The 17,055-nt window shown below is 38.9% G+C and carries 18 protein-coding genes and 1 pseudogene; 17 read left to right on the top strand and 2 right to left on the bottom strand.

The window, feature by feature from the left end:
• Positions 1 to 22: 22 nt before the first annotated feature.
• The 3 genes from ABRT01_RS07475 (at position 23) to ABRT01_RS07465 (ending at position 2,285) form a co-directional block, all read left to right on the top strand.
• Positions 23 to 1,063 (top strand): hypothetical protein, encoded by a 1,041-nt coding sequence (locus tag ABRT01_RS07475; protein ID WP_269411800.1) that lies wholly within the window; start codon positions 23 to 25, stop codon positions 1,061 to 1,063.
• 176 nt (positions 1,064 to 1,239) lie between these two features.
• Positions 1,240 to 1,704 (top strand): IDEAL domain-containing protein, encoded by a 465-nt coding sequence (locus ABRT01_RS07470; protein ID WP_269412493.1) that lies wholly within the window; start codon positions 1,240 to 1,242, stop codon positions 1,702 to 1,704.
• A 143-nt stretch (positions 1,705 to 1,847) separates the two neighbouring features.
• The gene (locus ABRT01_RS07465) at positions 1,848 to 2,285 is read left to right on the top strand and encodes an IDEAL domain-containing protein (protein WP_269411801.1); all 438 of its coding nucleotides are present in this window, start codon (positions 1,848 to 1,850) and stop codon (positions 2,283 to 2,285) included.
• A 119-nt stretch (positions 2,286 to 2,404) separates the two neighbouring features.
• Here the strand turns inward: ABRT01_RS07465 and ABRT01_RS07460 are convergent, their stop codons facing one another.
• A complete protein-coding gene (locus ABRT01_RS07460; protein WP_367746729.1) occupies positions 2,405 to 4,444 on the bottom strand; it encodes a penicillin-binding transpeptidase domain-containing protein in 2,040 nt (679 codons plus the stop codon).
• A gap of 329 nt (positions 4,445 to 4,773) precedes the next feature.
• Here ABRT01_RS07460 and ABRT01_RS07455 point away from each other — a divergent pair, with 329 nt between their 5' ends.
• The 4 genes from ABRT01_RS07455 (at position 4,774) to nagB (ending at position 8,071) form a co-directional block, all read left to right on the top strand.
• Positions 4,774 to 4,899: an anti-repressor SinI family protein gene (locus tag ABRT01_RS07455; protein WP_269411803.1), complete on the top strand. Its 126-nt coding sequence runs from the start codon at positions 4,774 to 4,776 to the stop codon at positions 4,897 to 4,899.
• 79 nt (positions 4,900 to 4,978) lie between these two features.
• Complete coding sequence (locus tag ABRT01_RS07450) at positions 4,979 to 5,311, top strand: helix-turn-helix domain-containing protein (protein WP_269411804.1); 333 nt, start codon at positions 4,979 to 4,981, stop codon at positions 5,309 to 5,311.
• A gap of 847 nt (positions 5,312 to 6,158) precedes the next feature.
• On the top strand, positions 6,159 to 7,343 hold the full coding sequence (nagA, locus tag ABRT01_RS07445) for an N-acetylglucosamine-6-phosphate deacetylase (RefSeq protein WP_367746728.1): 1,185 nt from the start codon (positions 6,159 to 6,161) through the stop codon (positions 7,341 to 7,343).
• Positions 7,343 to 8,071: a glucosamine-6-phosphate deaminase gene (nagB, locus tag ABRT01_RS07440; RefSeq protein WP_367746727.1), complete on the top strand. Its 729-nt coding sequence runs from the start codon at positions 7,343 to 7,345 to the stop codon at positions 8,069 to 8,071. Before nagA ends, nagB begins: the two co-directional genes overlap by 1 nt.
• Positions 8,072 to 8,324: 253 nt before the next feature.
• Here the strand turns inward: nagB and ABRT01_RS07435 are convergent, their stop codons facing one another.
• Positions 8,325 to 8,957, bottom strand: coding sequence for a YigZ family protein (locus ABRT01_RS07435; protein WP_367746726.1), 633 nt, complete (start codon positions 8,955 to 8,957; stop codon positions 8,325 to 8,327).
• A 179-nt stretch (positions 8,958 to 9,136) separates the two neighbouring features.
• On the opposite strand from ABRT01_RS07435, the gene ABRT01_RS07430 reads away from it, so the two are divergent.
• From ABRT01_RS07430 to ABRT01_RS07385, 10 genes and pseudogenes are all read left to right on the top strand, one after another.
• Entirely contained in the window at positions 9,137 to 10,276 is a 1,140-nt protein-coding gene (locus tag ABRT01_RS07430) for a sensor histidine kinase (protein ID WP_367746725.1), read from the top strand.
• Between the two features lie 132 nt (positions 10,277 to 10,408).
• On the top strand, positions 10,409 to 11,101 hold the full coding sequence (locus tag ABRT01_RS07425) for a response regulator (RefSeq protein ID WP_269411810.1): 693 nt from the start codon (positions 10,409 to 10,411) through the stop codon (positions 11,099 to 11,101).
• Positions 11,102 to 11,258: 157 nt separating this feature from the next.
• Positions 11,259 to 12,101 carry a DegV family protein gene (locus ABRT01_RS07420; protein ID WP_367746724.1) on the top strand — a complete coding sequence of 281 codons (843 nt, stop codon included), beginning with the start codon at positions 11,259 to 11,261 and terminating at the stop codon, positions 12,099 to 12,101.
• A 326-nt stretch (positions 12,102 to 12,427) separates the two neighbouring features.
• Positions 12,428 to 13,828 carry an ATP-dependent helicase ComFA gene (locus ABRT01_RS07415; protein WP_367746723.1) on the top strand — a complete coding sequence of 467 codons (1,401 nt, stop codon included), beginning with the start codon at positions 12,428 to 12,430 and terminating at the stop codon, positions 13,826 to 13,828.
• Positions 13,828 to 14,511, top strand: a complete 684-nt coding sequence (locus tag ABRT01_RS07410; RefSeq protein WP_367746722.1) for a ComF family protein — start codon at positions 13,828 to 13,830, stop codon at positions 14,509 to 14,511. The genes ABRT01_RS07415 and ABRT01_RS07410 overlap by 1 nt, the downstream gene beginning before the upstream one ends.
• 62 nt (positions 14,512 to 14,573) lie before the next feature.
• Positions 14,574 to 14,822: a flagellar biosynthesis anti-sigma factor FlgM gene (locus ABRT01_RS07405; RefSeq protein ID WP_367746721.1), complete on the top strand. Its 249-nt coding sequence runs from the start codon at positions 14,574 to 14,576 to the stop codon at positions 14,820 to 14,822.
• Positions 14,823 to 15,089: 267 nt separating this feature from the next.
• Positions 15,090 to 15,302, top strand: a complete 213-nt coding sequence (fliD, locus tag ABRT01_RS07400; protein WP_269411816.1) for a flagellar filament capping protein FliD — start codon at positions 15,090 to 15,092, stop codon at positions 15,300 to 15,302.
• A gap of 49 nt (positions 15,303 to 15,351) precedes the next feature.
• A pseudogene (locus ABRT01_RS07395) lies at positions 15,352 to 15,492 on the top strand (flagellar export chaperone FliS); the annotation flags it as partial.
• 218 nt (positions 15,493 to 15,710) lie between these two features.
• The gene (gene hpf / locus ABRT01_RS07390) at positions 15,711 to 16,274 is read left to right on the top strand and encodes a ribosome hibernation-promoting factor, HPF/YfiA family (protein ID WP_269411817.1); all 564 of its coding nucleotides are present in this window, start codon (positions 15,711 to 15,713) and stop codon (positions 16,272 to 16,274) included.
• Between the two features lie 382 nt (positions 16,275 to 16,656).
• Entirely contained in the window at positions 16,657 to 16,818 is a 162-nt protein-coding gene (locus tag ABRT01_RS07385; protein WP_269411818.1) for a hypothetical protein, read from the top strand.
• The last annotated feature ends 237 nt before the right edge of the window (positions 16,819 to 17,055 follow it).

Below are 17,055 nucleotides of genomic sequence, written 5' to 3'. Positions count from 1 at the left end.
ATTTTTATAAAGGGTGTGTCAGATGCCAAAAAGATACTACACAACCGGTAACACCTCAGAGGGCTTTGTGAATTTTACCTATTCAAACATAAAGGATATAAAACGTGTTATTGTACTTAAACATGATTCGAATAAGGTGAAGACGAGTGTAATTGATCAAATTATAAAAAAATATGAAGCATCAGACCAACTGGAGATAATATTAAGTCCACTTGGCGGCAAATATCGTGACGGTGTAATATGGAGGGATAAAGGAATTGCAATCATCACCGATCAGATAGCCCCAAACAAGATGGATATTGAGATTTGTGATTTGGAGAAAATTTTCCCGGCAAATATCTCACAGCATGAACTACAGCAACAAATCGATAGCGCAACCCAAAAGGCATATGAAAATTTTGCAACCGGACTCTCTATCCACGATAAATTGGAAAAAATCTATGTCGATCAAATGGATTTTAACCGTGCCAATGAACTTGCGAGTCATTTTATACAAAATCTGCTAGTAAACCAGCCTGACAGTCAAGTGAAAGGGAAAATACGCACGCGTCTATTTGGTACCAACACGCCGGATGGTGCAGTCAATGTGGTTCCGGAACTTATTAAAGATATTGCCAATGTATGCTATATAAAAGGGCGTGCGGGTACAGGAAAATCAACGTTTATGAAAAAAATAGTTAGCGCATGTACGGCAAAAGGATTGGATGTCGAGTTATACCGATGCAGTTTTGATCCAAGTGGACTGGATATGGTCATTGTCAGGGATCTTGATTTCTGCATATTTGACAGTACAGATCCACACGAATATTTTCCACAACGTAAAGACGATCAAGTCCTTGACCTGTATGACGAGACAGTGACTCCCGGTACGGACGAAAAATTTGCGGTACAAATCAAAAAATTGACGGCTGAATATAAATCGTACATGAAACAAGGAATTAAAAAACTTAAAGATGCGGATGTTTACAGAGAACAAATGGAAAGGATGTACTCAGTACCAGACGAAAATGAAATGAATAAACTAGTGAACAACTTCATGCATTTGGATACGAAAGTTGAATAAATATTGTTGGTAGAGACAGCCAAACGGGGGTTTAAATTGCATATATATTAACCTTTGTTTGGTTGTTTTCCATATAAAAAATAAAATTCTAAAGTTTACCACTTGAATTTTTTTCAAATATCGTGTAAAATTAATTAACTGAAAATTTGGAGTATGAAACGAAAGGGGGATGTATGATGGTTACCGTTAAGATGTTAAAGCCATATTATATTAAAGCGGATGATGAGTATGTGCGCGTTATCCTAGCATATCAATATTTTTCTGTGTTTATCCACGATCAATTGTATCATTTTGTACCAAACGAAGCAAAAGAAATCCGGATTAACCGGAGAACACGAACGGTTGATAATATTGAGGCCCAATTTGCTTTCCAAAAGGGCAAGAACATTATCCGCATTCCAATGACGAAACTTGTGACCCTCCCTGATTTTCAAACGGAATTACAAAAAATTATTGATCCATATATAAAGAGTCAAGAATCTATCAATATAGCAGTAAATGAAAACGTTAACAAAAAAATCATTGAAGAACTTGAACAGCAAAATTTGCGAAGATTAATTGATAAAGCGTTAGACGATCGGGATGAGAGACAATTTTATGAATTGACTTCATTACTTCGACAAGACCGAACCAACGAGTAAAGTAGCAACTAAGAAAATACAATATGATAAAGGGAGACATTTTAGTGCAGCTTTCCTGTTATCAAATGTCTCCCATGGCAAGCAGGTTTAAAGATGTGTAATAGGGGGAATTGTATAAAAATTAGCCAAAGGTGGTGAAGTAAATGGTTACCGTCAAAGAACTGAAACCTTATCACATTAAAGTAGACTCGGAATACATTCATATTATTTTGGCCTATCAATATTTCAACATTAGTATTGATGAATCCGTTTATAAGTTTGTTCCAGTGGATGCCAAAAAGATTACAGTGAATCGAAAAACAAAGCAAATAATGAATATGAAGGCGAAATTTGCATTTCAAAAGGGGAAGGAAATCATACATATTGCCATGACCGATCTGATATTTATTCCTGAATTTTTGATACAAATTCATTTGATTGCTGATCCGTATTATCTCGAAGACTTACCAACGAAAAAATCTAATGATGAAATTACGGAAATTATCGATGAATTAGAGCAACTTAATGTGAAAAGACTCATAGACCGTGCGTTGGATGAAAAGGATGAGACAGCATTCCGTCAGCTTGTGAAATACCTTTAAAATTGTGGACATCTTTCAGGTAAAGAATCGCCCAGAAACCTTACTTACAGTTGATTTGATCAAAAACAAGCTCTCCAGATAATCATTCATCCGGAGAGCTTTTCTTCAATTATTTTCAATTAATTATGAAAATCCTTTAATAGTTCCGCGGTTTTTTTCGCAACGATTCCGCTGCCGCCATCTTGTTTCTCAGTATGCTCCATCATCATGGCAATCAATATATCCGGATCTTTGGTAGGGTAGCCGACAAACCATCCATTTTCCGGACCTGATTTTTCGTCTGCTGATTTTTTCAATTCTGCTGTGCCAGTTTTTCCGGATACGGCGAAGTCTGATATATTGGCCATCTTTCCCGTTCCTTTAGGCGAACTGACTACTTTACGCAGTGCGTCCTGGATAACTTTGGCCTGATCACTTGTAATTATATCCTTTTTCCACACCTGTTTTGTTTTTTCATTAGCGAGCAATGTCGGTTTAAGCATGTTTCCATCATTTAAAAATGTTGTGTATGCTGTTGCCAGGTAAAGTGGGCTAACCTGAACTTGGGCTTGGCCATAACTGGAATTGGCTAATTGAACCTCACTATCAAATTTCCCATTTGAAGATATAGTTGATTTTTTAATTGGGTAGTCAAACGGAAAATCTTTTTCAAAACCAAATCGCTTTAAGCCTTTTGCGAACGTATCACTGCCCATATCGATTGCTTTCATGGCGAAATAAATATTGTCAGAACGGATTAAGGCATCGGCGATATCCACTGGCCCGTCGGAAGGGGAAACACGGCGTACCTTATAATCACCCCAACCCTTACCGTTACTCCACTCCAAACCATTGATTTCAACACCTTCACCTGGAACAATATTACCTGCTTTTAAACCAACAGCGGCGGAGATAGGTTTCATAACAGAACCTGGTGCAAATGTTTGCGAAAATCGATTGAGTAGTGGTTGTTTTGGATCATCTTGCAGTTTTTTCAGTTCATCCCCACTGATACCATTCATAAAATCGTTCGGATCGAAGGCGGGACTGCTGACAAGCGCCAGAGATTCACCGGTTTTTGGATCGATTGCAGCCGTTGTTCCCGCTTCACCATCATAAGCCTTGTAAATTTTCTCTTGAAGATCGATATCAATGGTTGTTTGAATATTTTCTCCATCTTTTACCGGTTTTTCCGCCAGTACCACCGGATCATTATTTTCCTCGTCCTCATTGGATATGGTAATGGTTACCCCCGGTTCACCTTTTAGTTTATCTTCATAGAGTTGTTCAAGCCCGCGTTTACCAATCATATCGTTTGCAGTATACGTACCAGGGTCTTGTTTTTCCAATTCCTCGGCGTTAATCTTGCCAATATAACCAACCAAATGTGCTGCTGCCTTTCCAGCAGGATAAACCCGTCCGGTAACATCACGACTCATTACTGGATCCAGCTCCAATAGTTGTTCCAGATTATCTTTTTTAGAATTGGAAATCTCTTTTAACGGAACATAAACATCAGGTTCAACCCAGTCAGCGTCCAAAGCCGTATTAATTTCATCTACTGACATGTCCAAAAGTTCGGCAATTTTCTCTTTCATTTGGTCTGGGTTGTCTCCCATTTTATTGGGAATAATGCCAATTTCACTGATCGTATCATTAAGTGCTAATGGCATTTTGTTTCGATCACGTATTTCCCCGCGTTTAGGCTCTTTGGTTTGGATATGTATCTTTCCGCCGTCTTTCATTTGCGGGAAAATATATCCGGGATCCCATTGCACAAACCAATTTTCCTCATCATTTTTTTCTTCTTTGACTAAAGTGGCCTGATAATCAAAAGAAATTGGACCGGCAATGGTATTCATTTTTACGGTTATGGGAAATGTTGCTTTTCCATTTTTCTTCGCATCTTTGAGCTCTTTTTTGCTTAGCTTTTTATAGGTAACTTGTAAGTCTGTTCCCCCAAGATCTTTATAAATTTTCTTGTAGCGGTCAACAAATTGCTCAGATTTATAGGTTTCAGTTGATTTATCCGAAAGCAGGTTATACATCTTGTCAAAGTTTTGTTCATTCCACTGCTTTACATATGAATCCATCTGATCCTCTGGTGATGCTCCATCTGAACAAGCACTGAGAAGAAATAAAAACAAGAGACTGAACATAATCACTGTTATCTTTTTCATAGGACTCCCCCTAGATAAATAAATCTTACTTTATTTTAACACTTTTTCTGACGGACAAAAGTAAAAAGTTTAAAAAAACACGAACAAAAATCAGTGCATAAATTACCATATGTATGGAGATGTCATTTTTTGTAGAATACCGTATAGTCGGTTACAAAACTAGTTTCAATTCGACAAAATAAGCCATCCATTTACAGGCGGTTTTATAGTATATTATTCATAAGCAGAGCCTTGTTAAGGGTAAAATTTACCAGGTATATATAACTACTAATCTGTAGTACCGAATTATGCCAGGTCTGTTCGGTAATATAGTGAAGGAGATGGCGGCTATGTTAAAATTTGTTGGGAAACGTAAAATGGATGTTGAATGGGTTCGGTTAATTATGGAAGCGAAAATGATTGGCATAACCAAAGAGGAGATCCGCTTATTCCTTAAAAGTCAAAAGAAAAAATAAAATTTTCAAGAATTGTGCTTAATATAGAACCATTCACCTTTCCTATGGTATAATCTTCTAAGAAAGAAGGTGTTTGGGCTTGATCGGTGAGAAAATAAAACAATTACGACAAAACAAAAAAATGTCCATATCGGAGTTGGCTGAAAAGGCGGGCGTAGCAAAATCCTATTTGAGTTCCATTGAGCGCGGCCTGCAAACAAATCCATCCATTCAATTTATCGAAAAAATAAGTGTAGTACTAGAAATTTCCGTTAACGATTTGGTAAGAGAAGACGATGTGCCTACAGCAGAAGAACTGGATGATGATTGGTTGAAAATTGTCCAGGAAGCTATGGAATCAGGTGTCACCAAAGAGCAATTTCGCGATTTCCTGGAATTTAATAAATGGAGAAACAAGCAGAATAATAGTTAATAAATTGAACAACTCACTTTTGTATGCGGTTTATCATTTGAGTGAATGATCAAGGGGACTCCTGCCAAAATCAACGCCTGCGATCCTTTTGCGCACACACTTCTGCACATTCATTTCATATGTTGAATGAAAGGGCAGGTCAATGTTAAGGAAACAAGCTGCCCTTATTTACAATGTTTTTATAACAGATAGTTAATTCTGCTGCATGGGGCTTAACAAAAAGTGATCGAAGGCGACAAAAATAATAAAAACATAACGAATTATATATAGCAAGTTCCATTATTAGGCACAACATTTGCGGATTTTGTAGTATAATTGACTTATGGATCGAATTTTTGAAAAGGGCGTGAATAGATTGTGGGAGAGCAAGAGCAATATAAAAAAATCCTGAAAAATATAATTGATCAAGCGGAAAATCTCAAAATCCAGACGTCTGAACAATTGATTCAGGTTCTGGTAAATGAACTTAAAAGCAGCGCCATTTCAAGTGATAGTTTGGTCAACAAATAAAAAAAATGTAACTACACATTGCCGAATCTGGCGGGTGTAGTTTTTTATTTGAACGGCCGTATAGGTTGAGAAGCTCTGTGCTATGTTATAATGGATACATATTAAGGATGTTCAAAAAGTCCGGTAAAAATGACATGCCCCTTCAAAAGGGGTATGCCGACATTGGGCGCAAAGCCCGTTTTTAGTCGGCCTTCCTTTGAAGCTCGTTGGCTTGCTTTTCCGCTCCTCATATACCTTTTATGTACACCCCGGTGCTTAAAGCTACGCCGCCTAGAACTTCTCGGTCCTTTTTACCCTCCTTTTGAACACGCATTATTAGTAGAAAGGATGGCACAGCATGCAGCGTGATATGTTACTTTACATAAAAAATGCCAATATCTATACAGAACAAGGTTGGATCTCAAATGGATCTTTATTGGTTGAAAATGGAAAAATTGAGAAAATATATGAAGAAAAAGAATTTCCGAATCATCTCCCTGAGACTGTTGAAATAATAGATGCCCAATTTAACAATCTCATTCCGGGTTTTATTGATGGGCATATCCATGGGGCGAACGGGGCGGATGTGATGGATGCAACGGAAACAGCTTTAGATACAATGGCGCTAGTTTTGCCTGAGGAAGGAACAACCAGTTTTTTGGCGACGACAATTACCCAGTCACCAGAAAATATTGATCGTGCATTAACCAATGTAGCAAACTATGCCAATAAACCAGGCCAAGCGGAAATAATCGGTGTTCATCTGGAGGGTCCGTTTATTGAAAAAAGCAAAAAAGGTGCACAACCACTGGAATATATTAAGGAACCAAACCTTGAACAATTTCAACATTGGCAGGAGCTTTCCGGAAACGTGATTAAAACCATTACCATGGCTCCGGAACATGATCAAGACGGAGCGTTTATTTCTTATCTTGCCCAATCAGGTGTAAATGTTTCAGCGGGACACACTGGGGCAAATTTTGCAGAAATAAACAAAGCGGTTACTTATGGCGTGCGACAGTTAACCCATTTATGTAATGCGATGTCAGGGATTCATCACCGGGATATTGGCGCGGTGGGAGCCGCCTTACAGCTGGATGAATTACGTGCGGAGTTAATTGCTGATGGAATTCATGTTTCACTGGAAATGCTACAGCTAATATATGATAATATGGGTAGTGAACGATTAATGCTTATTACGGATGCCATGCGGGCTAAATGTTTACAACCTGGTGATTATGAATTGGGCGGACAGCCGGTAAAAGTGACAAACGATCGGGCTCTATTGGATGACGGTACATTGGCTGGAAGTATTTTAAAAATGTATCAAGGCGCACAAAATATGTTGCATTTATCCAATGTTGACATGGAAGCAGTGATCAAAATGACGGCTGTAAATCCGGCCAAACAGTTACGGGTATATGATCGTAAAGGTAGCATCGCTGTTGGCAAAGATGCAGACATATTACTCGTTGATGATGCGCTAATGCTTGAAATGACAATGTGTCGTGGTGTGATAGCTTACAGGAAGGGGAATAGATAATGAAAATTTTAAAGGTGAAAGATTATCAGGCAATGAGTGAGAAAGCTTGTCAATTAATTGTGGATCAATTAAAACAACTGGAAGAACCAGTTCTGGGATTGGCAACCGGGTCCACGCCAGAAGGTCTATATCAGCAATTGATCGAACAACATGTCAAACACGGAATCTCATTTAAAAATACTACTACGTTTAATTTGGATGAGTATGTTGGATTGGCAAAGAGCGATCCGAATAGTTACCATTTTTATATGCGTAATAAATTGTTTGATCATATTGATATTCCACAAGATCAAACCCACGTGCCAAATGGAGAGGGCAAAGATTTAACTGCTGTTTGTCAAGATTACGAGGATGCAATAAAGGCAGCTGGTTATGTAGATATACAGGTGTTGGGAATCGGTTTGAATGGACATATTGGTTTTAATGAACCAGGAACATCTTTTTCCAGCAGAACCCATGTTGTCACACTGGACGAATCGACAAGAAAGGCAAATGCCCGATTCTTTGCTTCGTTGGAGGATGTTCCGACAAAGGCTATTACAATGGGGATTCAATCAATTTTGGAAAGCAAGCAAATTATTCTGCTAGTCTCCGGTGAGAAGAAAAGTGATGCCGTTGAAAAGTTGGTTAATGGAGAGGTTTCTGAAGACTTTCCTGCTTCCGCTTTAAAGCAACATGATAATGTTATCCTGATTGCCGATGAAGCTGCACTTAAAAATGTGAAATAATACAGCGAAACTTCATTCAATGGGACTTCGTTGAACAAAACGTTCTAATATGAGTTGTATAGAACAAGACATAAAGACGTAGCAATTTCGTCTATGTTCCTATATGGTTTTTTATGACTATTCCCCCATCTCCTTCGTTTTGGTTTACGTGCATGTATAGATGGGGGTATTACAATCCGCCAACTTTGATAAGAATATAACAGTCTATATCCAGCTATCTTAAGATGAGCGCTTGTTCTTAATTTTACATACGTTATACATCAATCTCAAAGTAGCGTAGTTCAGTCTGTTTTATGATGGCCTGATCATTCGTTAAATTAATCATCCATTCCATAAATGATTCTGTAGCTGCTTTTTTTACATAAATGATCAATTCCGCCTTTTCGGAATAGTGAATGGTGGATAAAATATATTCAGAATGACGTATTTCGTTCTCAAGCCTGCCTAACATGGTATAATCAACAGTAACAGAATACCCTTGTGTCAATTGTCGTTTAACGATGCCCGTTGTTTGGACAGCTTTTGATGTCGTACTGCTGTAGGCGCGGATTAAACCGCCAGCACCAAGCTTGATACCACCGAAATAACGCGTGACAACAACAGCAGTATCTTTTAAGTTCTGCTTTTTTAAAACTTCCAGAATAGGAACTCCCGCAGTTCCCGTAGGCTCACCGTCATCATTAGCCTTTTGAATGTGATCATGTTCGCCAATAAGATATGCAGAGCAATTATGTGTAGCGTCGGAATATTTCTTTTTTATTTCCTGGATAAATTCAAGTGCAGCATCCTCACTTTCAACACGTTTGACATGGCCAATAAAACGCGATTTCTGGATGATTTGTTGATCGGATCCCTCTCTTTTTACGGTGAAATAAGTAGACAGCATTATTTTATACCTCCCGGGTCAATATGATGATAGATTATCAAATTAGAAAAAACAGCTGATTCGACACTGTGAAAAATGTGTAGTAAAAAGGATAATCTTTCCTGAAAGCGTGTAAAAAGACCCTATAAAAACAAATAGAGCTTGCGAACAATTATAGCATAGGTTGGTGGTTTTACAGAATGGTACTGAAAACTTCTGAAAAGGCGTTAGACACAGTTATTGATGAAATGATCGATGTAGTGGAAAATAGCAAGGATGAGATTTTTAATATTAGTGAGGCTGCACGCAAGGACTATGAGCAGTTACAAAAAGAATTGGCAATAACCAGGAAAAAAGTTGTGAAACACATCGATGATGGAGATAAGCTCCAACAAAAAGTACGTTTTTCCAGACAACGTCTATCTGAAGTGAGTAAATACTTTGATCGTTATTCTGAAACGGAGATACGAGAAGTATATGAACGTACACATAAAATGCAAACAGAGTTGGCAATGCTTCGCCAGGAAGAAAAAGTACTGCGCGAGCGTCGGGACGATTTGCAACGCAGACTAATCTCGCTTGACCAGACAATTGAACGTGCCGAGGGGCTTGCCGGAAAGATTTCTGTCATCCTAACCTACCTAAATGATGATTTTAAGCAAGTAAACGAAATGATTGAAGAAGCAAAGGAAAAACAAGAATTTGGTTTAAAGATTATTGAAGCGCAAGAGGAGGAACGCCGTAAAATATCCCGCGAGATTCATGATGGTCCTGCGCAAATGCTTGCAAATATATTACTACGTTCGGAACTAGTTGATCGGATCTTTCGGGAAGGAAGTACGGAGAATGCCTTAAAGGAAATAAAGAGTGTTAGGGAAATGATTCGCTCCTCCCTTTACGAGGTACGCCGGATTATTTATGATCTCCGTCCGATGGCACTGGACGACTTGGGATTGGTACCAACATTAAAAAAGTACCTGTCTACAATTGAGGATTATCATGCTGTTAAAACAGAATTTATTTCGCTGGGTAGTGAAAATCGACTACAGCAAAAATATGAAATTGCCATCTTTCGCCTGGTTCAAGAAGCAGTCCAAAACGCTATTAAACATGCGGAGGCAACTTTGATCAAGGTGAAAATGGAGATTAATAGAAACCTTCTCGCTGTTACGATTAAAGACAATGGGAAGGGTTTTGACACGAAAGTGAAAAAGGATAAATCATTCGGACTGATGGGTATGCGTGAGCGCGTGGAAATGCTGGAAGGCACCTTGGAGATAAATTCCGTTATCGGCGACGGAACCACCATTTTGATCCATGTACCATATAATCTGGAATAATTTTCGGGTTGGCAGATGAAGTTCACTTTATAATCACTTGATTTAAATTTGTATAAAGAATAAGATAAATCTATCATAGTAACGATTATGGGGTAATAGACGGAGTATTCGATATCTGGGAGGAACCAAGGCATGAGCAAAACAGATTTAACGAAAATCATATTAATCGATGACCATAAACTATTTCGTGAAGGGGTAAAACGAATTCTGGAATTTGAACCAACGTTCGAAGTTGTTGCTGAAGGCGATGATGGTGAGATTGCCAAAGAGCTTGTAAAAGAGCATCGCCCTGATGTGGTCTTAATGGATATCAATATGCCAAATATGAATGGTGTACAGGCTACAGCGGATTTGGTAAAACATTTTCCGAAAACACGTGTGATTATTTTGTCGATTCACGATGATGAGAGTTATGTAACACATGCATTAAAAACAGGGGCACAGGGATATTTATTAAAAGAGATGGATTCTGATGCGTTAATTGAGGCAATAAAGGTTGTCAGTGAAGGCGGGTCTTATCTCCATCCAAAGATTACTCATAATTTGGTGAAGGAATACCGTCGTTTGGCACACGAAAATATGAAGAGTATTGCCGAGTATGGTATTGAATACCGCAAACCGCTTCATTTATTGACGAAGCGGGAATGCCAGGTATTGCAATTGCTGGCAGAAGGAAAAAGCAACCGGGCTGTATCGGAAGCGCTGTATATCAGCGAAAAAACAGTCAAAAACCATGTAAGCAATATTCTACAGAAAATGAACGTTAATGATCGTACGCAAGCAGTCGTATCAGCGATTCGCAAAGGATGGGTAGAAGTACTATAAAGCTAATTATATATTGTTCATAAACGTGCCCAGCAACCAAGCTGGGCAGCTTTATACCAATCACCTATAATAGAAAGGTGTTTTTTGCTGTTATCCAGTAAATAAAACCAGCTTTTTACATATATTTTTACTACGATTAAGAGAGGAGGGAAAGATTATGAAGATAGCTGTCATGACTGATAGCACAGCATATATACCTGCTGACACCAGGGAGGAATTAAATATTCATATGATTCCGCTTAGTGTCGTTTTTGGCGATACCTCTTATCGGGAAGAAATTGATATCACAACGCAGCAATTCTATGAAAAGGTACGAAAAGCTGATGAATTGCCAAAAACATCCCAACCATCGATTGGCTATATATCCGAAAAATTAACCGAACTCGCGAAGCATTATGATGCAGTAATTTCGATTCATTTATCTAGTGGTATTAGTGGAACCATGAATGCTGTCGCCAGTGCAGGTGAAATGGTTGATGACATCGCTGTTCATACGTATGACTCCGAGTTAAGTTGTGCGGGACAAGCCTTCTATGTTTTGGAAGCGGTAAAAATGGTTGAGGAAAACAAAACACCGGAAGAAATACTTAAACGATTTGATGAAATGAAACAACATATACGTGCTTATTTTATGGTAGACGATCTGAAGAACTTGCAACGAGGTGGCAGACTGAATAGTGCCCAAGCAATTGTCGGCAGTCTATTGCAGGTGAAACCGATTCTTCATTTCGTTGATAAAGTTATTGTTCCGTTTGAAAAAATACGCACACGAAAAAAAGCGTTAAATCGGATTGTTGGTATGATGGAAGATGATCTGGAGAAAGGTAAATCATTGAAAGTTGTTATCATCCATGCCAACTGCCAACAAGCAGCTGAAGAATGGCGAAATCGAATAAGTGCAAACCACCCCGGATTGGACATCTCCATCGGATATTTTGGTCCAGTTATTGGCACCCACTTGGGAGAGGGAGCAATTGGTATGACGTGGTATGTCAAATGAAGATTCGATAAAGTGAAACTGTATTCATTGGAGGGTTCCTTTCCTCCCCAATGTTCCAGGGGAACAAAGGCTAAATTCGCAACGTCCTGTTGCAACGCCTTTGTGACCTGCTTCGTACAGGCCCGAACGAATGCGTGATAAATATTGACCCTGATTTAACTTCATCAATAACCTCCGAACTAACCTTTGAAGACAAGGTTAGTTCCTTCATCATATTGTTTAAATCCATTCATTTTGAACCTAGTTAACTACAGGTTTTTTATCCGTTGAACTAACCGTTACCAATTTCTACTTTTACTATATATAAATAATAGGAGCGTGAAAAAATGGCTTCAGAAACTACAAATCAGTTAGCCTATCAATTTGCGGGGAAATTATTATTACGTAGTGAAATTCCATTGAGTGAGGATGTGTTTCAACATTGCGTTTCATCAGGAAATTTTACGGCGGTATCTTCCATCAGCAAAAATCTATTGTATTGCCAATGTAATCGATGTGGGAATAGGGAACCCGGTTTATTTGCCAAAATACCCTGCCAAATCTGTCGTAGAGAACACCATTATTGTCGTAAGTGTATTGAAATGGGCAGGGTTATGGAATGTGAGCCACTGTATTACTGGAATGGAGATCAACCCAATTGGCCGACCCCAGCTGATCCTTGTTCCTGGGATGGAGAGCTTACCGATAAACAACAGTTGGCAGCTGATCGTATTACCCAAGCAATTGTTTCACAGGAGAAGGAACTGTTAATTTGGGCGGTTTGTGGGGCGGGGAAAACGGAAATGCTTTTCCCAGGGATTACAAAGGCGCTTCAGTCAGGTAAACGTGTATGTTTAGCAACGCCAAGGGCAGATGTAGTACGAGAACTGTTACCGCGATTTAGACAGGCATTTGCCGGGGTATCAATTCAGGGGTTGTATGGTGGCAGCGATGAAAAGGAAAAAGTTGCCCAACTAATCCTTTCCACAACCCATCAGTTGCTTCGATTTCGTCAAGCGTTTGATGTCTTGATTATTGATGAAATTGACGCCTTTCCTTACCACAAAGATCCCTCCCTATCATTCGCTGCCAATCGTTCCCGAAAGCAGATCAGTACAATGATTTATTTAACGGCTACTCCCAGGAAAGAACAACGTAGAAGAATGCTCCAAAAACAACTGAACCACATGTTTGTGCCGACCCGTTTTCACGGTTATCCACTTCCTGTACCTTCTCTGAAGATGTGTCGAACATTAAAAAAAGATTTGGCAAGACCCGCACCACCGAAATTGTTAACGGAATGGCTAAAACAGCGTGTAAATCCTGAACGCCAACTTTTGTTATTTGTACCAACAATTGAACTGGCCGAAAAATTGGAAATGGTGCTTGCCAGGAAGTTCATCCAACTTGGGTGGTTGCCTAGCAAACAAGCTATCACGTTTGTACATGCATCTGATCCGGATCGGGAAGAAAAGGTGCAACAATTCAGACGGAAAGAAACTTTTATGTTACTTACCACCACGATTCTCGAACGTGGCGTTACCTTTCCTTCCGTAGATGTTGTGGTGCTGGATGCCGGGCATGATGTATTTGATGAAGCGGCGTTAGTACAAATAGCCGGTCGTGCAGGTAGAAGTTCCGATGACCCAACCGGAGAAGTATTGTTCATTCATGACGGTAAAACGGACGCGATGGTTGAGGCAGTTTCATCCGTTAAAGCTATGAATAAACGGGGAGGCTTTCGCTGATGTTTTGTCTATGGTGCAATCAACAGATCATTCTGGATTTGAACTGGAGCAAGTTGCTGTTTTTATCCAAGCAGAAACACCTTTGCCAGACATGTCAACAACAATTAAAACCACTGACCGGAAAGCGTTGCAGCCGTTGCAGTCGAATGTGTGATGATCCAGTATGTAATGACTGTAAACAATGGGCAACGTACTATTATGATAGGGATGTTTTAACGAGAAATTATTCTGTCTTTGTTTATAATGACGTCATCCAGGACATCGTGACCAAATGGAAATACCGGGGAGATTATGTGTTGGGAAACATTTTTAAACAGTATATCTATCAAACATATAAACAACATAAATCTTCATTACCGGATCAAATAATAACTGTGCCAATCCCACTAAGTGGACAGCGACTGCTGGAGCGAGGATTCAACCAGGCAAAAATGCTGGCAAATTTTCTCCCGTTAAAGCAGGAAGAGTTGCTTCATCGACTTCATGGTGAAAAACAATCAAAGAAAACGAGAAAAGAACGCTTATCATCAAAAAATCCTTTTTATCTGTTGAAAAAGGTTAACAAACCAGTTCTGCTTGTCGATGATATATATACGACAGGAACAACATTGCGTCATGCAGCAAGTTTATTAAAGCAAAACGGTTGTCCTGATGTATATGCGTTAACATTAGTTCGCGGGTAAATCTGTTTATATAAAGCGAAAAGTGCCGATCATAGATAAGTCAGAGGAAAGGCGGGATAGCGGTGAAAATCCATGGTTCGAATCATATCAACTTTAATACGTATCAACAGCAAATGCAAGAACAAACTGTGAATTTTGAAATATTGAATCAATCCAAGCAGCTTCAGAAAAATAGCCAGCCAGGTGCCAAACGCGCAAAATATGTTCAGGATATTAAACAAACTATCGATTCCGGCGAATATCGTGTCAATCCCCAAAAAACGGCGAAAAAGATGATAGATTTTGGAAAAAGCATCAATAAGGGAACCTGAAATGCGAATAGGTGGATTAGCTTCGGGTATGGATATTGATGATTCAAATAAAACGTTTGGGGAGCTTCTGGATGAAATGCCTGAGTTAAGGTGGGGAAAACGCGAACTTCAATTATAACGGCATTAAAACATAACTTTCAAAGATAATTCATACACATTAAGTGACATTACGTACCAATTCAAGGATGTAACGGCAGGAAAGGTAACGCTAACGGTTACGAATGATGCCGACGCTGCCTTTTATTCCATTATGGAGTTTATTAACCAGTGTGTCAAAGCTGGTATGTCAATGTGGAAACCGGTGGCGAGATTACTTCCTTTGGTAAACGGATGAAACAGTTAAACAAACAAATTGATACGTTTCAGGACCGGTTAACCCAAATCGAGGACCGGTATTGGCGTCAGTTTACCGCAATGGAAAAAGCAATCTCACAAATGAATGAGCAATCTGATTATTTAATGCAGCAATTTGGTAATTGAAGGAGAAAAAACCATAACGAGACACAAGAAGGGGTGATATGTTAAGCCTTATCAGAATAATGCGATTAATACAGCATCCGGCGGTGAATTGACACTGATGCTGTACAATGGCTGTATTAAATTTATCAAGCAGACCATCAATGATTTAAACGAAAAAAATGATGAGGCGAAAAACAAAAATATTCATCAGACGTATATAAATCCATATGTCAATGTCGGTACAATGGACGGTATGTTTTTGGATCGAAAAAAATAGCTGTTTTGAACATATCCTTAAAGGGAAAGTGCGTGTTTGGCGCAGTCCGACAAGATGCTATTAAATTTTCCCGACTATTTATTTGTTTAGGCAGGAATTAGGAAGGGTATTGTAGAATAAGAAGTACATAAGAATAAAAGGAGGACACTTTTATGAATTACAACATTCGTGGTGAAAATATTGAAGTGACTGGGGCCATACGTGACTATGTGCAAAAGAAAATTGGTAAGCTGGAACGATATTTTGATACACCACCAACATCAGAAGTGCATGTTAATTTAAGTGTCTATCATGATGAGCAGCGCATTGAGGTGACCATTCCAATGACGGATTTATTACTTCGTGCCGAGGAGCAACATGTGGATCTGTACGCTGCCATCGACCTTGTAGTTGACAAACTGGAGCGTCAAATAAGGAAATATAAAACAAAGGTAAATCGTAAATCCCGGCAAAATGGTTCACCAAAGCATATATTTGCCGAAATGGAAAAAGAAACGAAAGCAAATGAGTTCGATGAAGATGAAGATGATAATGAAATAGATATTGTCCGAACAAAACGATTTAATCTTAAGCCTATGGATTCAGAAGAAGCAGTCCTGCAAATGGATATGCTTGGCCATGCATTTTATGTCTTTACAAATGCGGTTTCCGGTGATACAAACGTCGTTTACCGGCGTAAAGATGGGAAATATGGATTAATCGAACCAAATAGTTAAACTGGATAGTAAAAAGGCTGACAAAGGAGTCAGCCTTTTTTTAATGGGAAAGAAAGGATGAATTTTTGGTTAGTATTGTTTAGCAGGACGGAAAAAATCGGACCCCAAGGGAGATTTTTAATTTCTGTTTTCTGCCCTACTGCTGCAGTTTTGTAAAGGAATAAGAAAAAATGTCGCAATTTGTCGATCAATACACTGAAATTTTGTTTTGGGCATGAAAAATGAAGCGGAAATCGAGTTTTTATTGAAAACACATGTCGAATTTTGTTGTTTTTTAGCAAAAAACTGTCGAATTGAATGCCAAAATTGAAAAATGGCAATTGGTCTATTTGTTCTTTTTCATGGTATAAGTAATATACAGAAATGCGAAGGAGGATTACATATGAACCATCAAGATTCGATTGCGTTTGATGCGCTTGTTGTAAAAGTACAGCAACACGAAGAAACGATTACTCAATTAATGGAAATGGTGGCGACGACAAACCGGAAAATGATGGAACTATCACGTAAGTATGATAAAGAACATCACTATACACTCTCATGAGTTCCACGCAACACCAGCCTCTGATTTTCCACTATGTTTCCTCGAAAGGTATCTTCACGAACAAAAAACAGCCCGGCACCGGGCTGTTTTTTGTTTTCATAGGCGCCCAAACATGCAAATGACGAACATATGATAGACGATTCAGTTGTCACTTTTATGAAGAAAGTGTTATTATCTCATCTTTGACAGTAAAAATCACAGAAACGTCCTCATATTAGGCGCAACTGTGATTTTTTT

This window comes from Lentibacillus sp. L22 (assembly GCF_040812445.1).
GTDB classification, from domain to species: domain Bacteria; phylum Bacillota; class Bacilli; order Bacillales; family Amphibacillaceae; genus Lentibacillus_C; species Lentibacillus_C daqui.
Note: the sequence above shows the minus strand (reverse complement) of the source record. Positions and strands in the feature narration are given on the sequence as shown.